Here is a 13,814-nt window from a genome sequence, read left to right as displayed (position 1 = left end):
GCCGGTTGTCAAGCTTGGGTTACGCGGCTCGCGACTAATCGCTCACTTTCTTGGGAAGGTCGGGGTGAGGTGAACTAGTCCAATAAAGAAGGAGTCCGGTTTCAGCATCAACTACGGAACGCGCATGGTTATTTTGCGGAATGGTCTCGCCCGTTGTAAAAGGTCTTGGGGGAAAACCTCTTCCGAGAATATTCCATAAGGGTTTCGCCCCCTCTCCTCGCTTATTCTGCGAGACGAGCAGGATAGTCAACTCCTTGGATGCTAGAGGGTCGGATCCTGCTGCTGCCCCTATTGCCTGCTGCATAGTAACGTTCGGTACTGTGCGACAATAATCGTGAATGACTTCACTTGAGCGGTATCCTTGTTCGGCTCTATGCGCTGGGGGCTCTTCCCCAAGATAGTAATCATATTCCCCTTCCCGCTTGGTGTATGCCTTTATGAAGAACCCGGCCGCGGAATCTATAAGTATATGGAATTTCTTTGGGTTCCATTTTGCTTCCTCCTCGGCAGGACATCCAGGCACATGAAGATTGACACTGTCGAGAAAAATGTGCCAGACTGGCTTGTTGTAGACCTGATCGACCAGAAAGGGAATGGTCGAGTCTTTGCAGAGGATTAATTCGACACCGGAGTATTTTTCATTGTCGAGAAGCATTTGAATTTCATTGAAGCCGGTGTAGGCGAGGGCTACCTCAAGGGCCCTCTCTGGGCTATCCACCGACCGGCGGGCGGTGTCGGGATGAGCTGAAACCGTGCAAATGCAAAGCAGGAATAGAATTGTCGATGTATATAGTCGGTGAGTGAACATTCTCATCCTCCCGCAAAGGTCCATCTACCGTAATGACGACAACAAGGCCGGGTTTGTCAAGTCGCGGATCGAGCTCGGAAGTCTCAAATAAATCCATGGAAATGGTGCCGGAGGTCGGAATCGAACCGACATGATGTTGCCATCGGGGGATTTTGAGTCCCCTGCGTCTACCAATTTCACCACTCCGGCACAGGCGACGCCTAGTTCAGGCTGAGGCATAAATAAACGCTATCAGAATCAATTGTCAAGATTAGAAATCATCCCCAAGAGTCAACAAAGACCGGCAGGTCACATCCCGACTCCGTCGGGACAAGACCTGCCGGAACATTGGAACAATGCTGGAAACGCGGCAGATGAGACATCTGCCGCGCACAAAATTAGAGTGAGGGCAAAGCCGCCTGTAAAAGACGGGCAGATCAGGAGATCTGCCGCGCACAGAGATGAGACCCACAGTCCCGCTTCGAGCGGGATGGGGCACCCTTTTCCGGTCTAATTTGAATTCAAAATGCGCGATGAAAGTTAGAAATGCACGCGCTCTTCGGTGGTGTCTTCGGGGATAAGCTCTTCTTTGCGGGCCTTGGCGGGATTGTAGCGCCCGGCCGAGGGATGGATGTGGCACGTGGTAGTCGGCTCGGTCCCCTCGATAAACACCTCGCTGCGGACATCGGTGCATCGATCCGTAGCCAGTTCGCCTGATTCCAGGCAGACATCGGCATGCGCGATACCATCGGGCTCCTCGAAATCGAGCGCCGGCAGTGAATCATGGGCGGCGATCATAAAGTCGGCCCAGACCGGAACGCCGTTCTTGGCGCCATCCTGGTTACGTCCCAGCGAAATCTTTTCATCGAAGCCCACCCAACATCCGGCCGTAATCTGCGGCGTATAGCCGATAAACCAGTTGTCACAGAAGTTGCTCGATGTTCCGGTCTTTCCACCGGCCGGACGACTGAACCCCATCCATCGCGCCCTGCGGCCGGTACCGGCATCGACAACCGACTGCATCAAACTGACCATGATATATGATGTCTGAGCCGACAGGACTTCTTCCTTCTGAATAGAAATATTGTCTTCAAGAACACGCCCGTAACGATCGACTATCTTGTGAATCAGGCGATAGGGTATATGGATTCCCTGATTAGGAAATACCGAGAAAGCCGATACCATTTCGATAAGGCGTACCGGCTCGGTGCCGAGCGCAATCGAGGCCACCGGGGTCAGGGGTGTTGTTATACCCAGACGTTTGGCATAGAAGATCGCCTGCTCGGGGTTGATTCTCAAGATGAGGCGAATAGCGATAAGGTTTCGCGAGAGCCGGATACCATCGCGGAGGGTAATCGGGCCCATGAATTTGCTGTCAAAGTTGTGCGGTCGCCACTGTTTGGCTCCGGGGATATCGAGCACGATAGGGTTGTCATCGATTATATCCGTCGTCTTGTAGCCGTTGTCAATACAGGCGGTATACACAAACGGTTTGAAAGCCGAACCGGGTTGAAGCAATGATTGATAAGCGCGGTTAAACTCGGTTTTTTCGAAATTGCGGCCGCCCACCATCGCGAGAATATCGCCATTGCTGTTGTCAAAAGCAATGAAAGCACCCTGAACCGGTTTGTGCGTCTTGATAGAGTCACCGTAGGCATCGACCGTATCAGGCATGAATTGCGTGTAGGTGGGATTATCCAGACCGTAGGTGCGGGCGATACGGGCGCGGAGCGAATCTATCTTTTTGTAGAGAGCGGCTTCAGCGGCGGCCTGAAGGTCAACATCAAGCGAGGTAATCACATTCAATCCGCCGGAGTAAAGGGTGTTTTCGCCGTACTTTTCATATATGTACTGCCGGATGGTCTCGGTGAAATAAGGAGCGATACCAATTTGCTCCTCGACAGGGGAGACCTCGAGCGGCAGGTTCTTGAGTGAATCATACTCCTCGCGCGATAGGCCGTCCTCCGAGAAATAGCTGTAAAGAACGCGGTTGCGCGCCTGGAGGGCCTTGTCCGGATTGTTAAACGGGGAGTTGATGTTTGGTCCGGGGAGCAAGCCGATCAGGATGGCGCAGTCCTGAGGCGTCAGTTCAGATACCGTTTTGGAGAAGTAGGTCCTGGAGGCTGCGGCGATACCATAGGCGCCACGGCCAAAATAGTACTGGTTGAGATACATCTCTATTATCTCCTGCTTCGAGTATGTTCTCTCCAGCTTGATAGCCGTGAGGGCTTCTTTGACTTTTCTCTCCAGAGTTTGCTTACGTGTGAGAAACAACATTCTGGAAAGCTGCTGGGTAATAGTCGAGGCACCCGCGGTAATACGCCATTTGAGGATATTTTTCAGAGCCACGATGAAAACCCGTCGAAGGTCGATACCCCAGTGGTTGAAGAAAGCCTGATCTTCCGAAGCCAGGAGCATTCCGACCAGATACGGCGGGAAGTCTTTATAAGGGGTGAGTACGCGATTTTCGCTGTAGAATTCTTTCAGCAAGACGCCGTTGCGGTCGTAAACCTTCGTTTTCAGGCTTGGCTCTATATTGTGCAACTGCTCAAACGAGGGCAGTTCGGACTGATAGACCCGGTAGGTTTTATAGCCTACGATGAAGACAAAAATAAGGCAGAGCACCACCAGAATGATGACCGCGTTTCTGAATCGCCGCGCTTTGTGGCGGCTTTTGTTGAATCCTACGCTCATAGGTCAGATATTTGCACCGTTATGCCCGGCCAAGTCAAGTTAAAACAGGGTTTGTGGCCTTCTCAGTTGTCATACAATCGGGCGTTATTTTTGTTTCGTTTTACATCATCTATTATTATTATAACTGCTTATTAGATTATCGGTTGTCCTTAAAAGAATACGCCGGGTCTGCCGATATTTCCTTAAAGGAGAACATACTGTGCAGGAATTCGAGAATTCTGACCTGAAAAAAGAGTTTGAGCGTCAGTGGAAGATAATATCCCGGGGGGCAGTGGATCTTCTTCCCGAAGGCGAATTCGAAGATAAGCTCAAGAAATCCATCAAAGAAAACAAGCCTCTGAGGGTTAAACAGGGTTTTGATCCTACCTCGCCCGACATCCACCTGGGCCATTCGGTGGGTATCAGAAAACTCCGGCAACTTCAGGACCTGGGCCATCAGATTGTACTCATAGTGGGCGATTACACGGCTATGGTCGGCGATCCGTCAGGGCAGTCCGCCACCAGACCATCACTGAGCTACAGCGAAATCATGCGCAACGCCAAAACCTACCAGGACCAGTTTTTTAAAATTCTGGATAAGTCCAAAACCGAAATTCATTTCAACGGGGAGTGGTTCAATGGCATGAGCTTTGTGGATGTAATGCATCTGGCCACCAAATTCACCGTGGCCCGGCTTTTGGAAAGAGATGATTTCACCAACCGGATGCGCCGGGGAATTCCTATCTCGATTCACGAATTGTTTTATCCCCTGATGCAGGCGTATGATTCGGTGGCTATCAAGGCCGATGTCGAGATCGGCGGCACGGACCAGAAATTCAATCTTCTGGTCGGCAGGACAATTCAGGAAGCCTACAATGTAGCGCCGCAGCTTGTCTTGACTATGCCGCTTCTGGTGGGGCTGGACGGTGAGAAGAAGATGTCCAAGTCGCTGGACAACTATATTGGAATCGAAGAGTCTCCGAGGGACATTTTCGGTAAAGCGATGTCTATTCCGGATGAGTTGATTTACAGTTATTTTGAACTTACTACCGATGTCACTATCGAGAAGCTGCAGGCAATAAAGCAACAGCTGTCGCGGCCTGAGATGAATCCCATGGTGCTGAAAAAGGGACTGGCTGAGACGCTGGTGGATATGTATCACCCGCAAGGATCAGGAAAGGTGGCCCGGGAAGAATTCGAGAGGGTCTTTTCCCAGAAGCAGGTTCCGGACGATATGCCGCAGCTATCGATAGAGCAACTTAAGGCTCACGAAATTGACCCGTCCAAAATCTATCTGGTTCATCTCATGTCGAAGAGCGGACTGGCCAAGTCGAACTCGGAGGCGAGGAAACTTATACAGGCCGGCGGGGTATCACTTAATAGCGACAAGATTACCGATGTCGACTATGAATTTGAGCTAAAACAGGACGTCATTCTCAAGGTTGGTAAGCGAAGATTTTTGAAGCTTCGCGCCGAATAGTATGCAACTGTTGGCACCTTCGGTTGTTATCGGTATGGAGCGCCATTGAGTAAAATTGTTATTGGTTGAACCGAGTCGAGTGGAGTTGTAATTGGCAAAGCTGTCCTTGTACGGGCTGGTTCTATTAATGGGCCTGATGCTTATATCGGGCTGTTCCTCGAAAGCGGTCAAGCACGAGGTAGTTGAGGTTAAGGTTGATAATCCGCCGCTGAAGACGACCGTGCTGAAAGACAAGCCCGAGGATGAGCGAATAAATTCAAGAGCCTTCTCGTTCTATGAGGACGGACTGATCTACCAGCAAATCGGCAACTACCGCAAGGCAGCGGCCAATTTCGAACAGGCCCTGCAGTTTTATCCCGCATCCTATCAGATTCGGCATGCCCTGGCGGAATCATATTTCAACCTTCGCTTGTATGACAAAGCTCTTGAGGCGCTCGAATCGATCGAGCCGGAGGACGCCGATGTTTATCTTCTGCGCGGCGCCTGTTATGTGTCTCTGAGCAGGGAAGAGGAAGCCAAAACCACCTATCTGAACCTGATCGAGTTAGATGACCAGAACTCGATAGCGTATTCACATTTGGCCGGTTATTACCGTCAGTCCGACAATCTGGATTCCCTCATCTGGGCATACGAGAATCTTTCCCGAATCCGTCCTGACAATGAGCGGGTTCTGCGGGAGCTGGGACGTCTTCAGGCACAGAATGGAGATTTCACCTCCGCAAAGGAGTCTTTTGCCCGCTCGATCGCGATTACCGGCGATCCCACCAATATCATGTCGTTTCTTGGTCTGGCGGAATTGTATCAAATTGGCGGGCACGACGATTCGGCGTTGACGGCATATAAGACTGCACTTGAGGTGGAGCCATACAACCTCATTGCTAATAGAGAGTTAACTGCCCTCTATGTTCGCATGGATTCTTTAGCGGAGGCGGCCGAACACGCCCGGAGGGTTGCCGAAGTCACGCCGCTCGATCGCGATGCGATTCGTCGACTGGCTGTCGTTTATTTCGGGCTGGATTCACTTCGTCTGGCTGACTCTATCCTTACATCGCTTATTGACGGCGGTGAACGTCATACGGCCAATTACTACTATCTTGGTAGGATAGCCGTATTGAGCGGTGACTACCAGAAGGCGGTTGAGCAGTTCACGGTTCTTACCCAGATGGCGGATACGCTATTTGAGAGCTGGCTCGATTTGGGCTTTGCCTACAAGAAAATGGGCAATGCGGAAAAAGAGATATTGACCTATCAGACCGGTTTGAACCATGTCCGGGGTGAGGAAGGCGAGCTAAAGCTCATGTTCGCCCTCGGGGCCGCCTATGAGCAGAGTGGGCAGTTTGACAAAGCGGTACCGGTTTTTGAAGAGATCATTGCCGCCAGTCCGCTGCATGCGCAGGCTTTGAATTACCTCGGTTACATGCTGGCCGATCGCGGGGAGCGTTTGGAATACGCCAAGGACTTGATCGAAAAGGCGGTCAATCTGGCGCCGGAGAACGGAGCATATCTTGACAGCTACGGTTGGGTGTTTTATCGTCTCAAGAAGTACGATCAAGCGCTCGTTCAGTTGAAAAAGGCGGCCGAGCTGGAAAGCGACCCGATAATATATGATCATCTTGGAGACGCTTACGAGGCTACGGGGGATGTCGAAAACGCGCGGGTGTGGTGGCAAAAGGCTCTTGACCTCCAACCGGAGAATGAGCAGATTAAGCAGAAACTGAGCCAGTAGATTTCATAATGGTTCCAAGAACAAACACTGACCGCTACCGCCATCTCAAGATCCTTCTCTCATTTTTATTTATTAGCGTTCTGCTGATCGTTCACTGTGCCGAGGTGGGACCGCCTCCCGGAGGCGAAGAGGATCGTACGGCGCCGATTCTGATCGGTTCCGATCCGGTCAACGGGGCCACCAGTGTGCCGATAGATGACAGGGTAACCCTCTATTTCTCGGAAAGCGTGGTCAAGCCGGAAGGTAAGACGGCCGTTTTTGTCTCGCCGCGTCCGGCCGCCGAGCCGAAGCTGAGTTGGAAGTCCGACCGTCTCGTGATAAATTTCGCTGACAGCTTCAATTCCGACCAGACATACATAATATCGGTGAGTTCCGACATCACCGACCTGAGGAGGAATCGCTTCGATGCTTCGACGGTCGTGGCTTTCTCGACCGGAGCGACGATCGATTCCGGGGCGATTTCCGGGCATGTTTACCAGGAGGACACGGCCCAGGGTGGTGTTATCGTGGCGCTGTATGATCCGTCTCAGTTCGAGGACACCCTGCCTATAGATTCAATTTATCCCATATACATCAATCAATCGAACCAGGCTGGATTGTTCTCCTTTCAGTATCTGCCGCAGCGGGAGTATCGAATGGTCGCCTTTGTCGATCAGAATCGCGATGACCGCTATAACCCGGGTAGGGAATCGTACGCCGTCCCTGATCGCCCGATAAACCTGGCAACGTCGCTCTCGTTCGAGGACATCAATCTTCAGTTAGCGCGACAGGATACAGCTACTCTTCGGATTACGGCAGCAAACTATACTCCCGACGGTCTCGTTCGGATGAAGTTATCGCGCGAAATAGACCTCGCGTATCTTCAGGACAATCCCAGAAGTCTGTTGGTGATGTCAACGACTGACTCCAGCGCCGTTTACGAAAGTCAGGCAATACTGGAATGGGATCAGCTTGCGGCTTCCGCTGTACACTTTCTTACTGACAGCCTGTCCGACGGCGTGTACATGCTCCGCCTGCTTCATGACACAACGGGCGTGCCGATAGTTTTCGACAGTATGAAGGTTGCGATGAAGCAAGATAAACAGACGCCTATGGTCACCTTCAAACCGGATCGTCTGCCGAGATTTGTTGACGAGATTGAAATGAGAGCATCGCTTAGCGAGCCGCTTGACACCGGATTGTTTTCAGGCGAGACGTTCGCGCTGTTCGATCTGGAAGGCAAACGACTCGCCCTCGAGCATATCTGGCTCGACCCGCTGCACCTGAAGTTCGATTCTCGCGATTTGAAACCGGGAATGCTTTACCGGTTGCAGGTCACCGAGTTCGAGATAGCCGACAGGGCAGGTAATGTGCTCGGTGACAGTTTGACGGAGTTTGTATTTACCACGATTGACACCGATTCTCTCGGAAGTATCAGCGGTGAGATTGATATTCGACTTGCCGGACGGGAGAATACCCCTGTTGTTCTCCAATTCAAAAGGGTGGACAATCGCCAGACTTTTGACTTGCCAGTGGCGGCGCGCCGGTTTAATATTGATTTACCGGCAGGCAAGTATCAGCTCTGGGGCTTCTTGGACTCCAACGGCAACGGCCGCAGAGACCCGGGTTCGGTTGTCCCGTATCTGTTCTCAGAGACAGCCGCTACACTTTCGGATACGATTGCCGTCAGGGCGCGTTTCGAAACGGCCGGAATAGTCTTCGAGTTTAAGTGATGACGATTTTTACAAAACTACTTGATGAAATACCGGTTGCCCCCCTCTGGCAGAAACTCATCGGCGTCGCGGGCATTGTCGTTGTTACACTTATAGCGGCCTACATCGTGCGTCTGACTATGACGTCGCTGGCCACCAAAATTACAGCCAGGACGAAGACAACGCTTGACGACGCACTGTTGAATAAGTCGCGCAAACCCATCTTCCTTTTCATCTTGCTGCTTGGGCTCACGCAGCTACTGAATTTCCTTCAGTCATTCTCTGTCGAGAGTTTGGGGGAGGAGTTTTACGAGATAATGGACGGTGTCATTTACACGATCGGTGTGCTGCTCGTCGCCAATATCCTCGTGAGGGTCATATCGACATTCTTGCACTGGTACGGAGCCAATATAGCTGTCAAGACGGAATCGGAAGTCGATGATGAGTTTGTGCCGCTTCTGGACCGCACCACAAAAGCCATTGTGTATGTGCTTGCGATTCTGATAATTCTGGAACATTTCGACATTGACATTAAGGGATTAATAACGGTCCTCGGTATCGGCTCTCTGGCGATAGCGCTGGCGGCGCAAGATACGATCGCAAATATGATCGGGGGGTTCGTGATCATGATCGACCGGCCCTTCAGGGCAGGGGACTGGCTGCGTCTTCCTGACGGCACAACCTGCAAGGTGCATCAGATCGGAGTACGGTCAACCAAATTTCTAACATTCGAAAATACGCTGATTATCGTGCCTAACGCCGAACTGATGAAATCCACGGTGCATAATATCACCTATCCATACCCGGAGATCCGCGTTCGTATCGATGTGGGCGTGAGTTACGACTCGGATATGGACCTCGTCAAGCGCGTCATGCTCGATGAAGCGCGTAAGAATCCAATGATACTCGATGAGCCTGAGCCAGTTTTCAGGTTTCTGGAGTTTGGGGACAGTAGCTTGAACGTATCCATGTTCTGTCGCGTTCCGGAGGTGCTTGATCAATACCAGGCAGGTTCGGACCTTCGCGAGCAGATTCTGAATCGGTTCCGCAAGGAGGGAATCGAGATTCCGTTCCCTCAGCGTGTCGTCACAATTGTAAAAGACAAAGCTCCCGATAGAGAAACTTAGGGGATTGAATTGCGTACAGAAACCAACAGCCATTTATAAAACCAAAGTATCGCAGGTGGGTATGCAAAAAACTCTAATAACTCTTATGATAGTATCTCTGGCGGTAGGTCTTGGCTGCTCGAAACGCCGTACACGTCAGTTTATCGTACCCGAAGCCGCCACTGATGGCTTCACTGCCGGCGAATGGGTGCTGGAAGCCCCCTCGGTGGTGGCATTCAAGGATGTTATAAAGCTCGATGATATCCAGGACACGACGATGTTCTGGGTCAGTCTGCGGGCTCATCGCCCCCGCCCGAACAATTCTACTTCGGATATCGACCTTAACATCGACTCCGTAAGCGTGACCTTTTTGCCCGAAAATATCGTTTACTGGCGTGCGCCGACGCGGGCAAGCCAGTACGGACGACCCGACGACAGAGAGATAAAGAAGCTGTTTGATTTCTTTGGCGACCAGGGGATTGTCATTCCCGAGGGGGTAGATACCATATTGCTCCGTTTTGATGCTGTAGCGGTGGACGGGCAGAATAGTTCGACCTATGCGATGGCGTTCACAATGGTTCGGGAGGAACAGACGTTGAAGGTGCCTTTGCTGCAGCAGTAGTCGCTGTCTCTGTCAGTTCATCAAACAAAATGAAAAAGGCGGGAAGCTCATTCCCGCCTTTATGCTTTTCTCAGCTTGTGTGAGATACTACTTCAGTTCGCCCCAGACGGCGAGAGTCACGCGGCGGTTTTTGGAGGAAGCGTTCTGCTCATCAGGAAGGGCCACAGGCTTATCCTCGCCGTAAGACACCGTGAACATGCGATACAGGGAGATGCCGAATTTGGAGGCCAAAAACCTTTTGGTGGCATCGGCGCGCTGCTGACCCAGCATATAGTTGTATTTCGCCGTTCCAGTGCGGTCGGTGTAACCGGCTACTTCAAGGATAGAACCGGGGAATTCTTCCATTTTCTCACCGGCTTCGTTGAGAATCGACTCGGCGGTGCCGGTGATGAGATAGCTGTCGAAATCGAAATTGATTTCGCCCTGCCAGATAATCTGATAGTTCTCAAATCCTTTGGCCTTGTTGATAGCGAGGTCGGCTTTCTCAGAAATTTGGGCGGCCAGTGACTGCAGTTTTTTGATCTCAGCCGCGTTAGTATCAGTTTTTTCACGGACAGCGTTGATCTCGGCGCTTGTCTTAGCCTCGGATTGTTGAATCTGCTGTGCTACGTAGTCTTTGCTGGCTCCGCAGCCGACAAACATAAGCGACAGCAACAGTGCAACAACTAGAAAGATTCGCATAATTAAGAGTTCCTTTCTACATATGTTAATATGATTTATGCTCCTCGACTACTTAGTCGCTATAAAAACAATAATTACAGACCGGCGCAACTAAAAAAGAAGATATTTTTTTACTGTTTTATGCCCCCTGAAGTTATTCCGGAGACTATCTGCCGCTGCATTATGATGAAGATAACCAGAACGGGGATAACGGCTATCGTGGAGCCGGCCATAAGATGTTGCCAGTCGACGGCCTGATGACCCTGGTAGACGGCTAGAGCGACGGGAAGAGTCCTAATTTGCTCGCTCTGAGTCAGAATAAATGGGAAGAGAAACGAGTTCCAGTTGGTAAAAAATACCTGAATCGCGAGCACAGCCAGCGCCGGTTTGCACAGGGGCATGATGATCCTGAAAATTATCCGCATCTCACCGGCGCCATCGATACGCGCAGCTTCTTCCATCGATGGAGGTATGGTTTCTATATACTGTTTTACGAGAAAAATCCCGATCGGGTTGACAAGCCAGGGGAGTATAAGCGCCCCGAAGCCGTCATAAAGGCCCGTCTTGACCATCAGAAGATACATCGGGATAATCACGATATGCGCCGGGATCATCAGAATCGCAATAACGATAACGAACAAGAGTTTGTTGACGATGTATTCATAGCGGGCCAGCGTGTAGGCGACCATGAAACAGAAAAAGATGTTGCCGAGTGTTACAACGAGTCCCACAAGCGCCGAGTTGAAAAGAGCTATCCCGATGCTGGTGGTTCGGAAAAGGTCGAGGTAGTTATCAAAAGTAAACTGGTGGTTGAAAATATCGCTTAGAGCGATGCTTGCTCCGGATTGAAGCAGAGACACGCGCATCATCCAGACGAGAGGGAAAACCATCACAAGCAGGATTAGTGACAGCGCCAGGTATCGCGCAGAGGCACGAAGGAATCGTATCACCATACAGCCTGCCTCTTTCTGAAGAGTGTAAACTGGATGGCGGCAAAGACGGCGATAATGATAAACAGAACATAAGCGGCCGCCGAGGCGTAGCCGAATTCGAATTTCGTCGTCAGGCCGGTTTCATATATGAAGTACACCATCGTGGAAGTCTCAAATTTCCCTTTTGTCATCACGAAGATCTCGGCAAATACCTGGAAAGATTTGATTGAATTTATTACGATAATGAAGAGCGCAACCGGTCTGAGCAGCGGCAGTGTTATCGAGAAAAATTGACGGATCTTGCCAGCGCCGCTCAACTCGGCAACTTCATACAGTTCATCCGGTATTGATTTGAGCCCGGCCAGGAAAATAAGCATGTAATATCCGACCGCCATCCAGACATCCATAGCCATAATGGAATACAGAGAGGTATCACTGGAAAGTAGAAATCCGTGTTCGGGGACATCGAGCCCGACTAGCGACGCCAGGTACGCGATATAACCTCCCCGCTGATACAGGTTGGTGAAAATCAGCGCTATGACGATTATTGAAGTGATTGACGGCAAGAAATAGCCGGCCCTGAACAATCCACGCAATCGAAATTGCCGGTTTATCAGAAGCGCCATGCCGAGCGCGATAATGGTCGTAACCGGGATGGTGCCGAACACGAAGACAAAGGTGCTTTCAAGCGAAGAGATAAAGGCCGGATCCGTAAAGAGCGCGCGATAATTGTCCAGACCTATCCAGTCGTAATCCTTCGCCAGTAGCTGCTGGTCGGTAAACCCGATCACAAATGAATAGACGATCGGGAACAACCAGAAAACGGCGAATGTAATCAGCCAGGGGAGTGCAAGGGTGAAGGCCCCGGCTTTTGACCATTTCATCTTTGTTTCATCTTCTCTATTTTTTTGCGTGCCGTCATCAGGGAATTAGCCACGGAAGCATTCTTAAACACTACGTCCTCGACGGCCTTTTCGATGGCTTCTTCGATATACACCCAGTCGGGGTCAACCGGGGGATGTTTTGCCAGACGCATTTGTTTGATAAAGGTAAGAAGATGTATATTCGATGCGAAGTATCCATCGTCCTGAGCCTGGTAACTTGACGGATTCGCCGAGTAATTAGCTTTGCAGAACCTGAGCTGGTTCTCGGCAGATGTAACGAACCGGATGAATTTCATGGCGGCATCTTTGTGTTTCGACGCGGCATTCACGGCCAAAAATTCCCCGCCAAGAAATGACCGCCCTGGCAATTTGGCCCCCGGCATCAGGGTCGAGACCAGCGGAAAATTTGGTTTCTCTTTTTCGATCCTCTTCAAAAGCCAATCGCCCGAAAGTATAAAGCCGATCCTGCCTTCGAGGAACGCGTCCTCTATTCCGCGCTGGTCGGCGACATAGCCGCAACTATCGTGCAGTTCTTTGTAGAGCTTGAGAGCGGAGATGGCCAGGTCGGAGGCCACCAGGCAGAACCGACCGTCATCGGAGAAAATCTGTGCTCCCTTGGACCAGAAGAAGGGCAAATACTTTTTGTAGAGGCGATGCTTTTCCGGAGTGTTGGAGCCCCACCCGTATATTTTCGAGTCGAGACTATCAATCTTCTCCGCCGCGGCCTTGAATTCGTCCAGAGAGAGCGGCACGAAGCTGCTATCGTAGCCGGCACGATTGAGAAGATCACGGTTTGCAAACATCACGCGCGTTCCGAGAATCCATGGATAGGCAAAGACCTTGCCCTTATATGTGGCCATGCTCCAGCCCTGATACCGGGAGCTATCGGCGGCGATCTCGGCCGACATATCGTAAAGCAGGCCATTGGTTGCGAACTCGGCAATCCAGTCTGAGCCAAGTTCGACTATATCGGGGCCGGTACTGGAGCCGAAAGCGATAACGATCTTTTCGTGACCGTTGGCCCAGGTGAGATCGGTCAGTTTTACCTCGATATCGGGATTTGCCTTTTCAAATTCAGCCGTCATTTGCTCGATGACCGGTTTGATCTGGGGATCGGTCCAGAACTGCCACCAGGTAATGGTGGTTTTGGCGTTAGCGGATACACTCAATAACAGAATCAAAAAGATACCAAGTAATAGTCTGGATTTCATATCAATCTCCCTGACAAGTTAACTTTTAAATATGAACCTTTC

11 protein-coding genes and 1 tRNA gene are annotated in these 13,814 nt (G+C 51.0%); 5 read left to right on the top strand and 7 right to left on the bottom strand.

Annotation, left to right across the window (positions count from 1 at the left end; all coding sequences use genetic code 11):
- Nucleotides 1–34: 34 nt before the first annotated feature.
- The 3 genes from AB1483_10415 to AB1483_10405 form a co-directional block, all read right to left on the bottom strand.
- Nucleotides 35–808 carry a hypothetical protein gene (locus AB1483_10415; protein MEW6412870.1) on the bottom strand — a complete coding sequence of 258 codons (774 nt, stop codon included), beginning with the start codon at nucleotides 806–808 and terminating at the stop codon, nucleotides 35–37.
- Nucleotides 809–910: 102 nt separating this feature from the next.
- Nucleotides 911–997, bottom strand: a tRNA-Leu gene (locus tag AB1483_10410).
- A 330-nt stretch (nucleotides 998–1,327) separates the two neighbouring features.
- Nucleotides 1,328–3,481, bottom strand: a complete 2,154-nt coding sequence (locus AB1483_10405; protein ID MEW6412869.1) for a PBP1A family penicillin-binding protein — start codon at nucleotides 3,479–3,481, stop codon at nucleotides 1,328–1,330.
- Nucleotides 3,482–3,680: 199 nt separating this feature from the next.
- Between AB1483_10405 and tyrS the strand changes: the two genes are divergently transcribed.
- The 5 genes from tyrS to AB1483_10380 all read left to right on the top strand — a co-directional run bounded on the left by tyrS (nucleotide 3,681) and on the right by AB1483_10380 (nucleotide 10,085).
- Nucleotides 3,681–4,940: a tyrosine--tRNA ligase gene (gene tyrS, locus AB1483_10400; GenBank protein MEW6412868.1), complete on the top strand. Its 1,260-nt coding sequence runs from the start codon at nucleotides 3,681–3,683 to the stop codon at nucleotides 4,938–4,940.
- A gap of 91 nt (nucleotides 4,941–5,031) precedes the next feature.
- Nucleotides 5,032–6,666 carry a tetratricopeptide repeat protein gene (locus AB1483_10395; GenBank protein MEW6412867.1) on the top strand — a complete coding sequence of 545 codons (1,635 nt, stop codon included), beginning with the start codon at nucleotides 5,032–5,034 and terminating at the stop codon, nucleotides 6,664–6,666.
- Between the two features lie 8 nt (nucleotides 6,667–6,674).
- Nucleotides 6,675–8,378: an Ig-like domain-containing protein gene (locus AB1483_10390; GenBank protein MEW6412866.1), complete on the top strand. Its 1,704-nt coding sequence runs from the start codon at nucleotides 6,675–6,677 to the stop codon at nucleotides 8,376–8,378.
- On the top strand, nucleotides 8,378–9,484 hold the full coding sequence (locus AB1483_10385; GenBank protein ID MEW6412865.1) for a mechanosensitive ion channel family protein: 1,107 nt from the start codon (nucleotides 8,378–8,380) through the stop codon (nucleotides 9,482–9,484). The genes AB1483_10390 and AB1483_10385 overlap by 1 nt, the downstream gene beginning before the upstream one ends.
- Nucleotides 9,485–9,545: 61 nt before the next feature.
- Nucleotides 9,546–10,085 carry a hypothetical protein gene (locus AB1483_10380; GenBank protein MEW6412864.1) on the top strand — a complete coding sequence of 180 codons (540 nt, stop codon included), beginning with the start codon at nucleotides 9,546–9,548 and terminating at the stop codon, nucleotides 10,083–10,085.
- A gap of 87 nt (nucleotides 10,086–10,172) precedes the next feature.
- Here the strand turns inward: AB1483_10380 and AB1483_10375 are convergent, their stop codons facing one another.
- The 4 genes from AB1483_10375 to AB1483_10360 form a co-directional block, all read right to left on the bottom strand.
- Nucleotides 10,173–10,766 carry an OmpA family protein gene (locus AB1483_10375; GenBank protein ID MEW6412863.1) on the bottom strand — a complete coding sequence of 198 codons (594 nt, stop codon included), beginning with the start codon at nucleotides 10,764–10,766 and terminating at the stop codon, nucleotides 10,173–10,175.
- Between the two features lie 110 nt (nucleotides 10,767–10,876).
- A complete protein-coding gene (locus tag AB1483_10370; GenBank protein MEW6412862.1) occupies nucleotides 10,877–11,698 on the bottom strand; it encodes a carbohydrate ABC transporter permease in 822 nt (273 codons plus the stop codon).
- Nucleotides 11,692–12,561 carry a sugar ABC transporter permease gene (locus AB1483_10365; protein ID MEW6412861.1) on the bottom strand — a complete coding sequence of 290 codons (870 nt, stop codon included), beginning with the start codon at nucleotides 12,559–12,561 and terminating at the stop codon, nucleotides 11,692–11,694. Before AB1483_10365 ends, AB1483_10370 begins: the two co-directional genes overlap by 7 nt.
- Nucleotides 12,558–13,772, bottom strand: coding sequence for an extracellular solute-binding protein (locus AB1483_10360; protein MEW6412860.1), 1,215 nt, complete (start codon nucleotides 13,770–13,772; stop codon nucleotides 12,558–12,560). Before AB1483_10360 ends, AB1483_10365 begins: the two co-directional genes overlap by 4 nt.
- Between the last annotated feature and the right edge of the window lie 42 nt (nucleotides 13,773–13,814).

This window comes from Candidatus Zixiibacteriota bacterium, assembly GCA_040756055.1.
In the GTDB taxonomy this organism is placed as follows: Bacteria; Zixibacteria; MSB-5A5; order GN15; family FEB-12.
The sequence above is the reverse complement of the archived record's forward strand: the minus strand, read 5'-3'. Positions and strand labels throughout refer to the sequence as shown.

What these genes read in the sequence shown, in the direction of transcription:
- AB1483_10365 (MEW6412861.1), bottom strand. Translation starts at nt 12,561, where the DNA reads ATGAAATGGTCAAAAGCCGGGGCCTTCACCCTTGCACTCCCCTGGCTG.
- AB1483_10385 (MEW6412865.1), top strand. Translation starts at nt 8,378, where the DNA reads ATGACGATTTTTACAAAACTACTTGATGAAATACCGGTTGCCCCCCTC.
- AB1483_10360 (MEW6412860.1), bottom strand. Translation starts at nt 13,772, where the DNA reads ATGAAATCCAGACTATTACTTGGTATCTTTTTGATTCTGTTATTGAGT.
- AB1483_10390 (MEW6412866.1), top strand. Translation starts at nt 6,675, where the DNA reads ATGGTTCCAAGAACAAACACTGACCGCTACCGCCATCTCAAGATCCTT.
- AB1483_10380 (MEW6412864.1), top strand. Translation starts at nt 9,546, where the DNA reads ATGCAAAAAACTCTAATAACTCTTATGATAGTATCTCTGGCGGTAGGT.
- AB1483_10405 (MEW6412869.1), bottom strand. Translation starts at nt 3,481, where the DNA reads ATGAGCGTAGGATTCAACAAAAGCCGCCACAAAGCGCGGCGATTCAGA.
- AB1483_10370 (MEW6412862.1), bottom strand. Translation starts at nt 11,698, where the DNA reads ATGGTGATACGATTCCTTCGTGCCTCTGCGCGATACCTGGCGCTGTCA.
- AB1483_10375 (MEW6412863.1), bottom strand. Translation starts at nt 10,766, where the DNA reads ATGCGAATCTTTCTAGTTGTTGCACTGTTGCTGTCGCTTATGTTTGTC.
- AB1483_10415 (MEW6412870.1), bottom strand. Translation starts at nt 808, where the DNA reads ATGTTCACTCACCGACTATATACATCGACAATTCTATTCCTGCTTTGC.